Source organism: Paraburkholderia oxyphila NBRC 105797, assembly GCF_000685075.1.
In the GTDB taxonomy this organism is placed as follows: Bacteria; Pseudomonadota; Gammaproteobacteria; order Burkholderiales; family Burkholderiaceae; genus Paraburkholderia; species Paraburkholderia oxyphila.
The window spans coordinates 1-15,830 of record NZ_BAYD01000095.1 but is presented as its reverse complement, the minus strand read 5'-3'; the positions used below and the strand labels follow the sequence as shown (position 1 = coordinate 15,830).

Genomic DNA, 15,830 nt, shown 5'->3' with positions numbered 1-15,830 from the left:
GCGTCACCCGTTCTTCCTCGCTCGACTCCAACTCCGGCCGTGATAACGCCCCTTCTCACGGCCAGCAGTGCCCTCGCCCCCTGACAGCGGGACACCCGTCAACCGGCCCCACGGCCTCGCTCGCCCGATCGACCGGCATGACGCCGTAACCTGACGGACGCGCTACGCGCGCAATTCGGCCTTAGCCGACATTGGGGCGGGCCGGGAGGAACGTCAGCAATGTGGCCGATTGCTGACAGCAGCAACTCATCAAGCAATCGATTTGCAATTTATATTTTTGGATTCCTACCTTCACTCCCGTTCACTCATCAATAAGCCATCAAATTAATTGACTTCTTTTAATATTCAAAGAATAATTTTTGCCAATACTACGCAAATACCACGGCAGCAAATGCTCAATCTCGACGAGGGAAAACGCCCAAGGGCGGTCAGATTATCGTGTTTCCGTCTACGGAAACCGACGGTTCCCAGTCATGCTTCAGTACTTCAACGGCGATTCCCCGTGCTCGGCATTTCTCCGCGAACGAGTCCACGTGGTTAGCCCCGCAAACGAACAAGACCGGGAACTCGTTTATATCCAACCTTGCCAGCCATTCTTCTTCACGCGGTCCCCAAGTGGATGGACAATCCTCAACCGGAAGACCGGCCGCGACTCGCTCGGCATTGTCGGGGTCGCAGTACAGATGCGAAATCGATAACTCCCCGGCGACCTCGGCGCACAGAGAAATTACATCGGTACCAAGAACGGACTTGCTCAGTTCTTCACCAATGGTCCTGACGGAGTGGCAAACCGCCGCATAGACCACAAAGTTCTTGAACTCATCGCTGCACGCCGATGGCGCGCAGCGCAGCCTCTTTTGAAAGGAATGAGCTGTTCCGATCAAGTACAACTTCATTGTGCGTGCGTCCAGATTATGATCGACGCCGGAAGCGACATCCGAATGGAGTTCATCAAAGCTTGTACATGACCTTCAACTCGCGAACGAGCACACCGAATGAAGCGCCGACGCTACCTTTGGGGAACGGCACATAGACCACGCCGCCTAGGTTTGTGGGGATGGTGACACCATCTTCATGCAGAACGCAGACGCGAGAGCGGCCGTACTTTGCTTGGAAATATCCTATCTCGTGCATGACGTTCTCGCGCACACGCGCCTTGCCCTCGTCGTCCATATCATCGCCTGTCATGACAATCACTGCGCCGTCGCAAGCAGCAGCGTTACTCTCCAACTTCTCAATGATCGTTTGCCCAGCACTTGCCTCTTGCGCTAGTTCCAGCGTTGCAAGACCAATATCCTTCTCGATATACGCTTGAACTTCGCGCCAGTCGTTTGATCGACCGTGGGAGACGAAGATCCGCCTGAGTTCTTTAGCGGCTCGGGCCGCTGGCTGCGAGAGTTCGCTGTTCGCACGAATCTCTAGCACCTGATCTATGTCGCGGCCGAGCCGCTCAAGTTGTTCTCGCCCATAGAAAAGTCGAGTCTCGTTTGACTTCCCTAGCATTACCACCTCAGACGTTGGCTCCGTAGCGATCTGCTGGAGGTCTAAATAGAGGTTTGGAAGCAACTCACGCAGTCGGTTTACCAGATTCGCGGTCTGCTTAAAATGGTAGCCTACCGCGTCTGGATCAAAATTCCTGCGCGGGTCCGCCTCACGACTTCTTGTCAGAATCTTCTCATCCAAAGCGGCGGCGACAGCTTTGCGAATGCCGGCAAGCTTTGCCATAGCAGTTCCAACGTCATCCATTCCCAGCCCCATGTTGGTTTGTTGATGGCATGTTACCGGGAATTTCTCGCCCTTGGCTGACGGATTCCACCTCACGCTTCCGAGAGCAGATTCGATGCTGCTGCCGCCACTCGTGGAGCTTGTTCGTTGTTCATGCCGATGCCGATTTGATCCACGTGCCGATCTCCATGTGAACCGCCGAGCTGGATGCGGAATCGTCGCTCCCGGGGCAGGGTTTGCCGGAAACGCTGGCTCAGACAATCTCGGCGTACGGGTCAATCGAACGTTGGCATCAGCAATTATTCTCTGTCAGCGATTGAATGGCCGTATGCTGAGCGAAGCAGTCGTCTGAACGACCGAACGACACGATTGGCTAATGACGCTTCATGGCCGATCGCGCGCGCTCGCCGGCTTTCTCCGTTAGCTGCCGTTCAACCCATTCCCGGCCACGAGCGGCAGCTTTGTGGCGTCCTAGCTCAGCGGGTGAACCGGCCACAACCTGCCGTTCTCCGAGCGGTGAAACGGGCCTTTGGACCGGCCGTAGAGCCCTCGGAAGCTGACGGTCAGACAAAGTGCTCAATGCGGCCTTTGCCGGCATTCGAGGTCATTCATAATTCTGCCATAGGCTAGAAATCAGCTCACGCCAGCTGGTCGTCAGCGCGATGCCCGACTCATGGCTATCCTCCGGCGCGTAAAGGCAGGCGTCGGAGAAGGCCGCACGGCGTGGTCGATCTGTGCCGAGATGAGCTCTTATGGAGATTCGCGGAAACACCGCCCGCACATCAGGGTGCAAGTGAAAAGTCGTACAGTTCGAACTTCTCGGTCCTTGAACCCTGATAGCGCACGTACGACACAGACTCTGATTTCACGACCCGTTTGACCGCGGGCGCATACCAGAAGGTCGCATCCCACGGTACATTAAACAGACTGACTCCCTGATACGTTGAGATGCCGTGCATGACAAGCCTGAAGGCGTCAAATTCGCCAGCCCGCACCTTCACACGTTCAAACGCTTCAACGGAGACGTGCGCTTCAACCTGGTGGCTGCCGGATGGGTTTCGGACAGTCCATCGGGCATACCAGCTCTTGCCCACCGACATCGGGAAGCTCAGTGAACACAGACACGGCTCATAGCTGGTGTCGCCGGATCGAAGCAGATTGCCTTGCGCATCAAAAGCCAGTTCGTAAGGCGTGCCCCAATTTTTGGTTTCGGCAAATATCGTCTGCGTGTCGGTGACCGACGTGACCGTAGACTCGATCGCGGTTTTGCCATACACAAGGACCCACCGGTCGCCGACCCGGTAAGTGGGAACCGGCGCGACAGGATTCGTCGTCGCTGGGGTTTGTGCCCAGACAGAACTGGAGGGTCCGCTTGCCATCATGGCAACCATCACGGCCGCGCGGCAGATGGCGCCGAATCCAAAGAGGGATGTGGGTGCACTCCTCCGCAACATCGCGGCGCTAGCAAGCATGGCGGCGCCCTCATGAAGCCATTTGGCATGTGTTGAACGAGCGGTCAGCAACAAGCCGCCCGTGCCACACCAAATCATGACCACAGAAATGGTCAGCCGTCTGTTCGTAGCACCGCATTTCTGGCGCAGCGCGTATCGCCGACGCACTGCGACCGTCGGCGTGACGTCTCCGAATGACCGCTTTTAGGCAGAACCTGGAAACATCGAATTCTTCATGCGACGGGCTCCCCCGGGTCGGTTATGCCTGCCGCATGAGACATGAGTAGGGGGCGAGCGGTGTGCCCAGTCGAGGGACGCAGTGACCTTGAAAGCCGCCCTACATGTTGCAATGGGTCGACCGGCCGTTTCGTGTCGGGAGTGTGAATTCGCTGATGCAGGACGCTGCCGTTCGGCTGTTCTCCGCCGCCCGGCGCCGTACCGCGTTCGACAGCCGAGTCCCGCCGGACGCGGCACTATGTGACAATCGATTCTGTCGCTGCAGCAACAAAACTGGGACGGGAGAAAAAAGCGGTGCGCGAGGAGTTATCGAATATCCTGCGGGAAAAGTACCCGCTCATCTTCGCTGTCAATCCGCCCGTCACCGACGCTCTGGATGCCATGCCAACGGTATTCTCCCTGTGGGGATTCGAGTGCGGAGACGGCTGGTTCGATCTGATCGATGTGCTGTGCGCGAAGCTGCAGCTCACTACCCGGTCCGGTGCGCCGCAGGTCGTCGTGGCGCAGGTCAAGGAGAAGTTCGGGACGCTGCGCTTCAGTGTCTCCGGCGCCGACGCGCAACAGCGCGCCATCATTGAACTGGCCGAGATGATGAGCGGCCGGTTGTGCGAAATATGTGGCCACCCCGGAGAAACGATCGGCGCGGACTGGCGGCAAACCCGATGCCCAGGCCACCCGATGAAGGGTTGACCCGTGACATCGAACAGCATGTGAGTTCTGGACAAGCCAACGCCAGCGTTCTTCGCAGACGACGACGGAGCACGTCACCGCGCCGCTTGACGAAAGCGGTGAGCGGACCCTCCATACAGCAAATCCGCTGCCTGAACGTGCGCCGGTCCTGGCCGGAAGTACTCAGCGGTGACAGAGGTTCGTCCTGGCGGGATCCGGTCTCAAGGTCCGCTCCGCCGGCCGCGTGCTGCAGGGTCCGCCCGGCCACCTGCAACTCATGAAGGATCTGGCATGAACTCACATCGCGGTATCGATCAGACTGACAAGCGTAGCGTCGATCCGTTATCGGCGGCCGTTGCAGCGGTGATGAACGGAACGGAATGGATGACGGCGCAAACGGTCGGCGAGCGGCACGCCCCGGAAGCCGCCAATCCGTCTGAAGTGGCGAGCCGGTGGACGCAGGACGCCAGAATTTTCGCCATCGAACTGGCTGGCCAGACCTTGTACCCCGCCTACCTCTTTGACGACACCGGCCACCCGATCCCTGAGGTCGCAGAGATTCTGCGCGTTTGTGCGGGCTACCACCCGTTCCGGATGGCCTCCTGGTTCGAGTCGACCTGCAGCATGCTGCATGGCAGGCGTCCTCGCGAGGTCCTGGCGTCGGACGCCGCGGCAGTCGTGGCCGCCGCAAAGGATCATGTGGTGGGCCCGGTGCATGGGTAGTTCTGCACACACCATGCCGCACTGCCCGGTTCATTCATGCCCGCATCCGCCTGATGAAAAACGTCGCCGGGGCATGCACGTCGGCTCTCCCCGTATTTCAACCGGCGGAACCCGGCACACGCAGGCCCAACCCGCGCGTCACGTGAGCGTTGCGCCCTGACTGACTTCAGCGCTGGCCGTTGAGAAAGTCGAACCAGTCGTGCGCGTAGGCGCAACCGTGATCGGGAATGCCCGAGCCGGCAAGCTTCCGGTCGAAGAATGTCCGGGTCGGCTCGGGGATTTCATCCAGACGCACGTAGCGAAAGCCTGCTTCGTTCGTATGAACCGTCACCTCCGGCTTCACCGGTCGCGGTGGCAACGATTCGGTATCCTGATTCAGCGCAGCGGCAATGCCACGCGCAACGAGGTCCCACACACTGGTCGCCCATCGCGGATAGCTGCGCACCACGGCGCGCCCGCCGATCTCGCCAAGCACCGCATCTTTCAGGACGACGCCGTAATCCGCGCGTGCCCCGAACGGCGCGTCGCTCACCCGCGCGATATCCGCCGTCGCGATGACACTCTTTCCGCTTTCCCGCCCACCGGGCAGCAACTCAATGGTGACTCGAAGCATCCGCCTCTCCCTCTCCTTTTGATAACCCCACCGTGACCCCACCTGCGGCGCCGCTTCCAGCGCGTTCCCCCCAGCTGTTGCAAGGGGGGCGGGCAGCCTGCCCTTTTCCCGGTGAACGCGGGTCGGGTGCACCCGCCTGACCCTGGCCGCAAGTCCGACCGGGATCAGCCCGAAGGCCCCCGCCGCGTTCACGCCGGCACGGTGCAATCTGTGGTGCATCGGGTCGCGGCATCCACTCACGATCCTGTTCGCACACCGTCATTGCCTGCTTCCCCCTCCGCGTCACGGCGGCGAAAATCCCCCGGACGCAGGATTGGCCTGGCCAGGGCGTCCCGCATCCGGTCCAGAATCCGTCTGGCTGCCTCGTCGTCTTCATCCCAGCACGGGCTGGCACACACGGACGAGTAGCCTTCCGGCTCGCCATTCCGGTAATACACCTCCCGGAATTCCCTCCACGTCTCACCACCCTCATGAAACTCCATGACCCGGTAGTTCCAGTGAAATTCCGGCGCCGGCTGCATGGCGTCAGGCAATTGTTGTTTACCGGCCCCAGCGTCCGCCGCCGCGGCAGCGATCGCGGCATTCATCGACTGCGTGCCTGCGCCCTGACCCTCGTGCTGCACCACGCCTTTCAGTGTCGTCAGTAGGCCGTTGGCGCTCACCTGCTGTGCCCGGACCGGCGTGAGCGCCGCAAGCCCGCGCAGGCTGGCATGGTCGGTGGACGCATCCTGAGGATCGATGCACAGCCACTGGCCCAGCGTGTCCCGCACACAGCCCTGGCACAGGTCCAGACTGACACGTGCGCCATCGCCGAAAACTGAATCGAAGCCGCAGCGCCAGCCGAGCGACACCCTTTCGTACCACTCGGCTGGCTCGTCGGGCGTCATGCGCCGGCCACAGCGGTCGCATGTGCAGACCGCGAGTTCCTCAATGACCCTGTCCCGGTATTCGCGCATGGCTATCCCTTTTCGTAGCTCGTCGTGCCGCGGACCCCGTCCGCAAAATTCCAGACAGGCGTGAGAGCGCCCGTGAGGACAGGCACCTGTGTGCCCCGTGGCGCGACCGGACAGGCGCTCCGGTGAGACCCGGCGCTGTCGGCCAGACGCGCGGCGAACCCCTGGCCATTGTGGCCATTTACTGGCGCGGGGCCCGGCGATTGACGCGTCCGCACAGGGCGCTTTGGCCAGGCTGCGCCCGATGGCACAGGCACATCCGGTGTGACGGGGACCGCTTCGTCATTGCCGCTCATGAGGGCGGATCCAGACAGGTGTCGCGAAAGGAAGCGACCAATGCAGGCAAGACATCGACGGCCGTTCAATGCGCTCACGTGGCGCTGCCATCGTGCGCCCGAGGATGCGAGGCCGGCAGCGCCAGCAGCTGACCCGGCACAAGCCGGAGTGCACGCGCCCAGGCACAAAGTTGCCGCCCCGTGAGCGCTTTCGGAAATGCGCCCCGCTCCCACTGCAACAGCGTGGGGCGCGACACCCCGCAGGCCCGCGCGACTTCCGCGACCGACAGCCCAAGTTCCGCCCGCAGCCGCGCGGCGGGCGGGCCGACTGCCTCGCAGCAGGCCGCAGGAATGCGCTCCGGAAGCCCGCCGGGCCCGGCCTGTGTACAGGCAGCTGCGTCGTCCATGAGGACGGCGGGATCCGGCAACGGCGGCGCTTCGTGACTCATGAGCCACCCTGGCGGAACCCGCAGGGCTGCTTCGAGCGCGTTCACTGTCGCCGTCGCCAGGGTGTCGGGCAACCTGCCCTTTTCCCAGTGCACGAAGGTCGAGTGCGCCAGATCCGCCCTGGCCGCAAGTTCGGCCTGGGTCAGTCCCGTCGACCTTCGGCGCTCACGCAGGCGCTGCGCAATCTGCGGTGCATCGGGTCGCGGAATCCATACACGGCCTCTGGTCATCCTCGTCTCCTGCCTGAATACCTGCAAAGTTCATCGAAAGACTGCATGCGACCGACCGCAAGAACGCGGCTTTCCCGCGGACATGTCCGCCGCATTCAGCCGGCAAAGGCGTACGCATTCGCCCGCGCATCATGCAGCGCGTGGTGCTCGCCGCCATGCCGGGCGAAGTACGCGGCGCGCCGCTCCCTGTCGCACCGGCCCGCGACGTTCTCGAGCGTCCAGCCGCGCGGCAGCGGACCAGCAAGCAGGAACCGCAGCAGGTTCAGGTCCGTTTCATAGTCGTAGCAGAGCACCGGGCCGGACGTCGCCGGGATGTCGACAAGCCACGCCTGCAGCGCCTCGCGCAGCCGGACAAACGGCATGGCCCGCTCCTCGAAGCGGCCGAGCTGCGGCAGCACCACCGCGCGGACGAAGTCGCTGCACAGCGCCGCATCGTAGTCGGTGCGCTCGCCGTAGAACTCATAGCCGCTCTCGCCCACGATGGCGATGCTGATCAGCTGGCAGCGCTGGAAGTCCGTGAACTCGGTGTCGAGGAAGTAGCGGTTGTTCCAGCCGCTGCCAGCCTCGGGCGGGACCGGCCAGACCAGCGCGCCGTGAAAGCGGGTATCCGTCATGACTGAGCGTGCCTCCGGGCGCTGGGTTCACCTGGCTCCTGAACGACTCCCAGCGCTTGACGAAGTGCCTGTTGCACGTCAATTGATGCCACACCGGTCTGTCCGGAGCAGACGATGAAGCGCGAATTCTCCCTCGCCGCCGCGACAACGCTCGGATGATCATCCAGTGCCAGCCAGTGAGCAATCGACCTGCGCTGCACCTCCGTCAGGATTTCAACGGCCCGCGTCGGGCCATAACCCTCCACGACACCGGCAAACCGTTCTCCTAGCGGGCCCAGCAACTCAATAAGGGCTGCATCGCCGAACAATCTTCGCCAGTCCGAGCTAACCACGATCCGTACATCAGGAAAAGGCTCGAGCAACTGCTCAAGGACTGGGCGCCACTTGAAGAGATCCGGGTTCTGTATCAGGCGAAAGTTTTCGTCGAGTGCAGGCTCATCGTACGGATGCAGTACGCCGTCAAAATCCAGAAACAGCACCAGGTTAGTCATCGCCAGGATCTCAGGAGGTGTCGAGGTTGCTGCGTTTCTTGATCGAAAATCGATCACTTGCGTAAAGTGTCCAGGGGTAACCCAACGTCAATTTTCCAGCGATCGCGGCATGTGGCCTCGCCGTGATAAGCGGCGGATTATCGCGGCACACGCGGTTTTCATTGCCCGAAAACGGGTCATCTAACGTTCGGCCTGTGCGTGAACTAGACTGGAAAATGCGCCCTGCGCCCCGCGTGGCGGGACTTTCCGCCGCGCGGCACGTGGAATCCTTCGCTGGAGCCCACCATGGCCCGCCCCGCCGCCGTCTCCGCCGACACCATCCGCACCACCGTCCTCGCGATGCTGGCCGAGGCGGGCGACCCCGCCCCCGCTTCCGACGCGCGTTTCCGCAAGATCGTCTCGGTGCGCAAGCTGCGCGCGCGCCTGGGCGCCGGCGACCCGGCGATGCTGTCGCGGCACCTCAACGCCATCGAGGCCGAGCTCGTGCAGGCGGGCCTCACCGGCTTCGCTGTGCCCGACCTGCCGCCCGAAATCGCCGCGCAGATGCGCGCGCTGTGGGAAGCGGCCGTCGCCACGCAGCTGGACGGCGTCGTGCACCTGCGGCAGCAGGCCGAACAGGTCAAGGCAGCCGCGGATGCCGCGCGGCACGAGGCGGAGCTGCGCACGGAGCTGCTGCGCACCGAGCTCGCCGACCTCCGCGCCCAGCTCACCGCGCGCGACGACGCCCTGCTCACCCTGCGGCTCGAAAGCCGTGCGCTCGCCGAGCGCGCCCAGGCGCTGGAATCGGCCAGTGGGCAACTGCAGTCCCGGCTGGCCGCCGCAGAGACGGCCGCAGCCGGGGCCGTCCGTGAACATGCCGGGGCGCTCGCCGCCGAGCGCGCCCGCTACGACGGCCTCTCGAAACAGCTGCTGCGCGAAACCGCGCATCAGCGCGAAACGTTCCAGACCGAACGGCAGCGCCTCGAGGCGGAGCTCGTGCGCGCGGGCGAGCGGCTCGCCGCGCTCGAGGCGCTGCGCGAGCGGCTGCTGACCGAACTGGGAGACGAGCGCAACGCCCGGCAGCACGCCGCCGCCGAAGCGGCGGCGCTCACCACGGTGGTGGACGCGCAGCGACAGACGCTGGCGCGTGTCGGCACCGCGACGGCGAAGCAGCAGACTGCGGGCGCACGGCGTCCGGCGCACAGCGCGGCCCGCGCGGTCCAAGCGACAAAGGCGGCCGCCGGCACGTCCACGCGGAAAGCGCGATGAAGCCGTCCCATCCGTCCAGTCTGTCCCACTGGCTCGATACCGGCTGCCGGCCCCCGCAGCGCCTGCCGGACGCGACCGAAGCGGCGCTGGCATACCTCTCTCACGCGCTCGGCCACCCGGTCTACGTGCGCTGGACGCTCACGGCGCTCAAGCGGGGCTGCCCGTCGCTCGCCGACGCCAAACGGGAGCACCCCGCCGTGTTCGCCCTGCTGCTCGAACACGACGCCATCATCGAGTACTGGGCGCGCGGGCGCCTGCGCGTGGTGCCGGAAAGTTCGGCCCCTTCAGCCGCCACCGTGCTCGAGCAGACCCTGCGGCAGCACCGGCGGCGCTTCCGGCTGGCGTCGCCCGACGATGTACCGGATACCGTACTGACGGCTCCACCCGCGGCCACCGAAGACGGTGTGGTACTGGCCGCCGGCGGCGATCGCGCGTGGCTCGCCCGCGCCGGGCGCTTCGCGAATGCCACAGCGCTCACCAACACGCTGGGCGTCGCCGATGACGCGCAGGCGATACGCCTCTTCCTGCGCGAGCGGGCGTCGCACTCGCCGCACACGCTGCGCGCCTACGTCACCGAGCTGCGGCGGCTCGCGGGCTGGTGCACACGCGAACGCCTGGGGCCCTTCTCGGACCTCACCCGCCAGGACCTGATGGCGTACCGTGACGCCCTGCAGGCGCCCCGACAGGACACCACCGGCAAGCGCACGCGCGCCGCGCCGGCGACCGTCTCCCGTGCGCTCGCCGTGGTCTCGAGCCTGTTTGCGTGGTGGCACCGCACCGGGTATCTGACGGTCAATCCGGCCGAGGGACTGGCGGCCGGGCGGCGCGCCCGCATGACGTGGACGCCGGTGCGGTTCCTGCCCGCCACCGCCCTCGCCCACTGCGATGCCATCGCGGCCGCCGACGCACCGGAAAACGTCCCGGCAACGGTCTGGGCCAGGCGCCGCGCGATCTGGGCGCTGTACCGCTTTGCCGGCATCCGGCTCGCCGAACTGGTGTGGCATGAGGCGCTCGCGCTGCCGCGCATCGACGTGGACGAGGCCCGACAGTGGACGTTGCACGTGGTCGGCAAGGGCAGCAAGCAGCGCGCAATTCCCCTGCCGTCAACCTGCCTCCCAGCGCTGCGCGCCTACCGGTGCTTGCGCGGCCTGCCTGCCGATCCACCGCCCGGCGAGCGGTTACCGCTCATCCACAGCGAACGCGGCCGCGCGCTGGGTGCGAGCGGCCTGTACGACGAGGTGCGGGCAGTGTTTGCGCTGGCCGCCGCGCGGCTGCCTTCACAGGAGACCGCGATGCGCGCCGCGCTCGACGCGGCTTCCACGCACTGGCTGCGGCACGGCTATGCGCGCACCCTGGTCGTCGACAATCGCGTGCCGCTGCCGGTGGCCCAGGCGCTGCTCGGTCACGCCTCGGTGCAGACCACGGCGGCCTATGCGCGGACCGACACCACGCAGCTGCGCGCGTTTGTGGAGGAGAGTTTTCCAGGAAAGATATCGTAGCGATCATGCGAAGCATGTATCTGCTTTGGCTTCATCCACCACTTCAACCTGAAGCAAAATTTTAGGATGACAGATCGTCAGTATTTGCTCTTCTTGAAATCCGACACAAAGCGCCCATGTGCCGTCGCAACCAGAATTCACACGAGCAAACCAGGACGCGGCCGCACAGTGTATCTTTCGAATCTTTGACAGGAGCGCGAACGGCCACGCCCGCGTCCGCCCCCTTTCTTAAATCTGAGGTTGGTGGCTGTCTGCCAATGCAGGAAGCATTCACAGGAGAGCCAACGAATGTCACCATCGATGGACGCCATAAAGTTCTTGCGAACCGGATAAATCTCCGGATACTCGGACCAGAGGATAGCCGGTTGGATGCGTCCCCCTTGATGCGTACCGCCCGAAATGACCTCCCAGGTGGTCCAGACTGTGCTCCGGGTTAATTCGCTCGCCTTGAGGACAATGCCAGCGTCAGAGTCGCGAACAGCTCTCACGCGCGAAAACCAGTTCTGGATAAACCGGATAAACAGTTCCCAGAAGTCAGCAAGCAGACATATTTCGAACGTGGGCGCTAACTCTAGCACCTTTGGCGACACACCAATGTCATCGTAGTTCACGTACGTATGAATAGTTTGCCGTCACTTCGCACGGCTGGCGACGCGAGAAGTCTCAATCGCCTCACTATGACACGTCAAAGATCGCAAAATTTCAGAACTGATAGCGCATGAACGCTCTACAGCGCACGACACTCGCGTGGCTGCCGGTAGCAAGTCCCCTCGGGTCGTCGTTGCCATTGATCTTCTTTCCTGACGGAGAGATCTGCTACGAATTCTACAGCTTTCTCATGCGACCCGCATATCGAGGCAGATCCGGCACATGGCAGCACCTGCATGCACAGGCGGTGGGACGGCTCTACGAGTTCTATGCGGTTACAGGGAGCGCACGGGGACTTGTGTCCCAAAGTTCTGCAGACGCTCTAATCGCTGACTTTATCGTAGCCCTTCTGAAAGGCACCATACGACTTGATGGATCAGATCCCAAAGGGCTGTACTGGTTACCAGCCAGCGCCGACCAGACAAAAAGGATGCTTGATGCAATCCGAACATTCGGCGGCTTCCTGGAAGAAGAGGGATCGCTCGTCACGCTCAATCCCAAGACAAAACGCCGAATCAATTGGCTGAGGAAGAATTTTGCATCCGCCATCCGACGCAATACCTCGATGCTGGCTCACCTGAAGGATCAGACCGATGAGCCTGACCCACCTTCATTCACACCTTTTGAACGACAAATCGCGCAGGGGCGTGGGCGAGGCCGACCCATTCCTTTTCCTAAGGCCTTGGAAGTCGCGTTCTTCGCAAAAGGACTCATTTCGCGGCGGCAGCGCGATCTTATCCGCGGCATTTGTCCTCACACGGTGCGCGATACACTTTACTTTCTTCTGCTGATGTATGGGGGACTCCGAAAATCCGAACCATTACACCTTTTTTTGTCGGATGTCGTGCCAGACCCTGCACAACCTGGTAGCGCATTGGTATTCCTATATCACCCGGAAACTGGACCGGTGAATCGGGAGCAGTCCCGACGGAGCGAGTATCTCCGTGCGCGGTATCAGCTTGTCCCACGCAATTGCTTGTCGATTACTGATCCGCTGTTTGCAGGTTGGAAATCAATGTTATTAGACGAACAGACGCGGTTCACCGGTCCACGGACCCGAATCTATTGGCGCAATCCGGAGGTCGGACGCCTCTTCTGGCAGTTGCACCAAGTCTATATCAAGCTAGTCCGCCCCAAGCGGACAAACCATCCTTATTACTTTGTTAGCCTCTCAGGAACGGGAGAGGGGCGACCGATGGAGGCATCAATTTCGCAAGGGCCGCCGTCGGGCGTAAAGTTCTTTCAGACAGATCCCCCCGAGAGCTCAGAGTTTCGATCGGATTATTTGACATCTGCCAGTCGCGAAGCCGCATCAAGATGCCGATGAGTTCGTCGTGTTGCCATGGAATTTGGTATCCGTAATCTTTAGCTTCGCCACGTCCCACCGCACTTGTTTTGTTCGAATTGATCCAGAATCCGAGGTAATCTTTTGAAACTGAGGTGTCGTGCATGCGTCGAAGCCATCCTTCGGCACGTTTTTTTCTTGCAAGCGGACTCGTGTTAGATATCCACTCAATACGCTGTCCGATCGGAGCATCGGCGGGTGGGGCGATCGGGAACTCATCGTCGGCTTCTCCGCTATCCAGCAGTCGTGCCTGGATACTCCTGATCGGAAGGGTTAATAACGTGTACATGAGTACAGGGAGTACCGGTACCAACTTGGTGACGAGTCCAACTCCTGGCTCGGCAAAATTACAAGACAAGACGTTCTTAAATTGCTTGACACATCGGAAGGTATTCGGAAGCTCGGTTTGTCCGGAAAGTGTTACCTCAATGAGTTCGCGACAGATTCTCTTGGCTTCTTCGAGAATAGTGCGCGGAATGAGTGCCTTGTTGGTCTTCGAGGAACGACTGGGCGCTGGAGGAAGTTCCGATTTTCGAAGTGGTGTGACGAACTCCGGATTTTGTTCGCCGTACCAGGCAAAAAAACTAAAGATGGTTTGCATGCTTTGCCGCGCACCAGACGATGCCCCATTGTTGCAGAGCCAATTATAGAGGCGGTTCTCGGCCCCGAACATCCTTCGGCGCAAATCCTCCGCGTGTATTTCGGGTGGGTCAGACTGGCACTCAAGATAGTGCAATATTGCCCGGCAACTCTCTGTTTTACTGCCGGGTGCCTTCCAATGCTGTGAGTCAATCCACTTGCGGAACGAGCGTCCCCATTTGAGTACGATAGGGTTGATTGCCATAGTAAGCGGGTCTTCTCTCATTCCCTTCTTGCGCCAACCTCCGTCCAGCGAAACCTGTTCGAATTGAACTCGGGCCAATGGATGATAAGGATTGCGCTCTTCGAGCGCCACGCGGTCAAGTGCGCGTGCAAGGCGGCGCACGGACCCAAGAAATTTCTGTTGGTCACTATCGACCTCCGGAAACTGCTCCATCATTGCGAGAAGCGTCTTCTTGAAATCGTCAATTGGAAAATCGGAGAGGTTGTGAATGGGACTCATACAGAGCAGCAGCTCCAGCATGTCCATCTTTCTTATTCCTTCTTTTTCCGCCAGTCTGAGTTCGAACGGAGTGAACCTGTCGAGGAGTTTCGAGGAGTGCGTTTTGCCGAACGGATGCGGTAAAACTTGTGCAGCGTAGCCTATGGTTGAGAGCAGCAGGCCGTGATGACGCATTTCGCAAAGGATGAACCAGGGTAAGCGGGAAGCGGTGGAGCATTCCATCGACGCTACAGAAGCCGAGATCGATTCGATGATCAGCACGCTCCAAGCCCGTTATCGGCTCGCGATGGCAAGTCTCCAGCTAGCCGATAACCAATACAAGGCTGGAGACGATCAAATTTTCTCCATGGTCTCGCCGGGCGGTCGTAACGAAGTAACGGCATCGTTGACTGAAGTTACCGACTTCAGAATGTTAGATTTCCTTAGTCGCAGCATTGAGATTTTTCCTGAAATTGACTGCAAATCTGCGACCTTCAAGCGGAATCTCTTTCTTGATCAATTACTGGAAAGAGAAGGATTTGAGGCGATGCTATTTCGGCTTCCTGCGGAAGAAGCCAACAGGGCCGGCAATGCCTTTGGCAGATTTCTTGGTGAACTTGCCGGCGACGAAATTCTCGATAGCATCGCCGACGGAACGCGTTCACTTCGGACCTTCGGCATTGAACGCATTCAAGAGGGAATCGAAACAATACTTGGACAACCCGTAAGGTTTGTACCACGGTCGTCCATCTCACTGGCTTCCCAATCCCATTCGCAGGCCGGCCTTCTCCCAGGTAGCTGAGAGACGTCACGCAAATCGTATGGGAACACAATCGTGAAAAAATATCGGAATCCCGAACTGTCGAAAATTACCTTTCGCGAGGAGCCTCGGTGGGCTACTGTGACCGCATTCTTTGAGCAACTTAGGGGCGAGAAAAGCACTGAAAAGGCACAGTCCACGCTGGATCGTATTGGATGGGCGATTACAACGCTTGACCGCGCCGATGCTCTGGTGACGACGGCCGCTGTTGGCAAGCTCTGCGTAGATACTTGGGGCGGACCGCAGGCTCAGTCGATAGCTAACGACCGGGGCGGCTATGCGAAGCTGATAACTCTTGCCAAAGCCGCTCAGGCTCTCCGCAGCGAACGGAAGCGTCCGAACTCAGAAAAAGAAGATCTTCTATCGCGGATATCGGATCCCATGGCGCGAGCAGAGGTGCAGTTGTTAGTGGCCGAACTGCAATCATTAAAAAACCAGGTCTCAACTTTGAGGGCTGGAATGCGACGAGTGGAAGCACTCGGCCCGATCACTGCGGCTCTCGCCCAGCATAAAATCGAAAGCTTGGAGCAGTTGGCCGAGCTTCTAAAAGAGGCGAAGCGCCCCACAGGGATCAATTTCACTGCCGGCGAACAAGACGCGATACGTAAGTTTATAGAGGCCTTCGACGCAGAAGGATTCTGTGTCAATGAAGCGACCGGCGAATTATTCGGCCGAAGCGGACGACGGCTCGCGCGGGTCGGCTTTGTCCACGCATTACGACGAGCAGTTGGGCTACCCGAGCGCAGTGGCTAACCAAGATA

At 61.0% G+C, this 15,830-nt stretch carries 15 protein-coding genes; 6 read left to right on the top strand and 9 right to left on the bottom strand.

Going from position 1 to position 15,830, the window contains the following annotated elements; genetic code table 11:
- Positions 1–428: 428 nt before the first annotated feature.
- From BO1_RS37400 to BO1_RS37385, 3 genes are all read right to left on the bottom strand, one after another.
- Positions 429–896 carry a hypothetical protein gene (locus tag BO1_RS37400; RefSeq protein ID WP_028221941.1) on the bottom strand — a complete coding sequence of 156 codons (468 nt, stop codon included), beginning with the start codon at positions 894–896 and terminating at the stop codon, positions 429–431.
- A gap of 55 nt (positions 897–951) precedes the next feature.
- Complete coding sequence (locus BO1_RS37395; protein ID WP_028221940.1) at positions 952–1,746, bottom strand: TIR domain-containing protein; 795 nt, start codon at positions 1,744–1,746, stop codon at positions 952–954.
- 761 nt (positions 1,747–2,507) lie between these two features.
- Complete coding sequence (locus tag BO1_RS37385) at positions 2,508–3,197, bottom strand: hypothetical protein (RefSeq protein ID WP_028221939.1); 690 nt, start codon at positions 3,195–3,197, stop codon at positions 2,508–2,510.
- A gap of 456 nt (positions 3,198–3,653) precedes the next feature.
- Between BO1_RS37385 and BO1_RS54385 the strand changes: the two genes are divergently transcribed.
- Positions 3,654–4,103, top strand: a complete 450-nt coding sequence (locus BO1_RS54385; RefSeq protein WP_156992616.1) for a hypothetical protein — start codon at positions 3,654–3,656, stop codon at positions 4,101–4,103.
- A gap of 270 nt (positions 4,104–4,373) precedes the next feature.
- Positions 4,374–4,805, top strand: coding sequence for a hypothetical protein (locus BO1_RS54380; RefSeq protein ID WP_052409739.1), 432 nt, complete (start codon positions 4,374–4,376; stop codon positions 4,803–4,805).
- 166 nt (positions 4,806–4,971) lie between these two features.
- Here BO1_RS54380 and BO1_RS37370 read toward each other — a convergent pair whose 3' ends face one another.
- From BO1_RS37370 to BO1_RS54370, 5 genes are all read right to left on the bottom strand, one after another.
- Positions 4,972–5,637: a hypothetical protein gene (locus BO1_RS37370; protein ID WP_245643998.1), complete on the bottom strand. Its 666-nt coding sequence runs from the start codon at positions 5,635–5,637 to the stop codon at positions 4,972–4,974.
- Between the two features lie 17 nt (positions 5,638–5,654).
- Entirely contained in the window at positions 5,655–6,374 is a 720-nt protein-coding gene (locus BO1_RS60645) for a hypothetical protein (RefSeq protein ID WP_063744743.1), read from the bottom strand.
- A gap of 367 nt (positions 6,375–6,741) precedes the next feature.
- Positions 6,742–7,323, bottom strand: a complete 582-nt coding sequence (locus BO1_RS37360) for a helix-turn-helix domain-containing protein (protein ID WP_028221937.1) — start codon at positions 7,321–7,323, stop codon at positions 6,742–6,744.
- A 95-nt stretch (positions 7,324–7,418) separates the two neighbouring features.
- On the bottom strand, positions 7,419–7,937 hold the full coding sequence (locus BO1_RS37355; protein WP_028221936.1) for a 3'-5' exonuclease family protein: 519 nt from the start codon (positions 7,935–7,937) through the stop codon (positions 7,419–7,421).
- A complete protein-coding gene (locus tag BO1_RS54370; RefSeq protein ID WP_043288212.1) occupies positions 7,934–8,428 on the bottom strand; it encodes an HAD domain-containing protein in 495 nt (164 codons plus the stop codon). Before BO1_RS54370 ends, BO1_RS37355 begins: the two co-directional genes overlap by 4 nt.
- A 285-nt stretch (positions 8,429–8,713) precedes the next feature.
- On the opposite strand from BO1_RS54370, the gene BO1_RS37345 reads away from it, so the two are divergent.
- Together BO1_RS37345 and BO1_RS37340 are read left to right on the top strand one after the other, a co-directional pair.
- The gene (locus BO1_RS37345; RefSeq protein ID WP_028221935.1) at positions 8,714–9,676 is read left to right on the top strand and encodes a DNA-binding protein; all 963 of its coding nucleotides are present in this window, start codon (positions 8,714–8,716) and stop codon (positions 9,674–9,676) included.
- Positions 9,673–11,175, top strand: coding sequence for a tyrosine-type recombinase/integrase (locus BO1_RS37340; RefSeq protein ID WP_028221934.1), 1,503 nt, complete (start codon positions 9,673–9,675; stop codon positions 11,173–11,175). Before BO1_RS37345 ends, BO1_RS37340 begins: the two co-directional genes overlap by 4 nt.
- 1,811 nt (positions 11,176–12,986) lie before the next feature.
- On the opposite strand, the gene BO1_RS58345 is transcribed toward BO1_RS37340, so the two are convergent.
- A complete protein-coding gene (locus tag BO1_RS58345) occupies positions 12,987–14,531 on the bottom strand; it encodes a VPA1269 family protein (RefSeq protein WP_156992614.1) in 1,545 nt (514 codons plus the stop codon).
- On the opposite strand from BO1_RS58345, the gene BO1_RS37330 reads away from it, so the two are divergent.
- Together BO1_RS37330 and gmtX are read left to right on the top strand one after the other, a co-directional pair.
- Positions 14,521–15,051 carry a hypothetical protein gene (locus BO1_RS37330; RefSeq protein WP_156992612.1) on the top strand — a complete coding sequence of 177 codons (531 nt, stop codon included), beginning with the start codon at positions 14,521–14,523 and terminating at the stop codon, positions 15,049–15,051. The two genes, BO1_RS58345 and BO1_RS37330, sit on opposite strands and share 11 nt — an antisense overlap.
- A 33-nt stretch (positions 15,052–15,084) precedes the next feature.
- A complete protein-coding gene (gmtX, locus tag BO1_RS59730; protein WP_156992610.1) occupies positions 15,085–15,822 on the top strand; it encodes a gamma-mobile-trio protein GmtX in 738 nt (245 codons plus the stop codon).
- Positions 15,823–15,830: the final 8 nt, after the last annotated feature.

Bases quoted from the DNA above. Each gene is read 5' to 3' on its own strand.
- BO1_RS37340 (WP_028221934.1), top strand. From the start codon at position 9,673: ATGAAGCCGTCCCATCCGTCCAGTCTGTCCCACTGGCTCGATACCGGC.
- BO1_RS37395 (WP_028221940.1), bottom strand. From the start codon at position 1,746: ATGGATGACGTTGGAACTGCTATGGCAAAGCTTGCCGGCATTCGCAAA.
- BO1_RS37385 (WP_028221939.1), bottom strand. From the start codon at position 3,197: ATGCTTGCTAGCGCCGCGATGTTGCGGAGGAGTGCACCCACATCCCTC.
- BO1_RS37345 (WP_028221935.1), top strand. From the start codon at position 8,714: ATGGCCCGCCCCGCCGCCGTCTCCGCCGACACCATCCGCACCACCGTC.
- BO1_RS54370 (WP_043288212.1), bottom strand. From the start codon at position 8,428: ATGACTAACCTGGTGCTGTTTCTGGATTTTGACGGCGTACTGCATCCG.
- BO1_RS37330 (WP_156992612.1), top strand. From the start codon at position 14,521: ATGATCAGCACGCTCCAAGCCCGTTATCGGCTCGCGATGGCAAGTCTC.
- BO1_RS37400 (WP_028221941.1), bottom strand. From the start codon at position 896: ATGAAGTTGTACTTGATCGGAACAGCTCATTCCTTTCAAAAGAGGCTG.
- BO1_RS37360 (WP_028221937.1), bottom strand. From the start codon at position 7,323: ATGACCAGAGGCCGTGTATGGATTCCGCGACCCGATGCACCGCAGATT.
- BO1_RS60645 (WP_063744743.1), bottom strand. From the start codon at position 6,374: ATGCGCGAATACCGGGACAGGGTCATTGAGGAACTCGCGGTCTGCACA.
- BO1_RS37370 (WP_245643998.1), bottom strand. From the start codon at position 5,637: ATGCACCACAGATTGCACCGTGCCGGCGTGAACGCGGCGGGGGCCTTC.
- BO1_RS54380 (WP_052409739.1), top strand. From the start codon at position 4,374: ATGAACTCACATCGCGGTATCGATCAGACTGACAAGCGTAGCGTCGAT.
- BO1_RS37355 (WP_028221936.1), bottom strand. From the start codon at position 7,937: ATGACGGATACCCGCTTTCACGGCGCGCTGGTCTGGCCGGTCCCGCCC.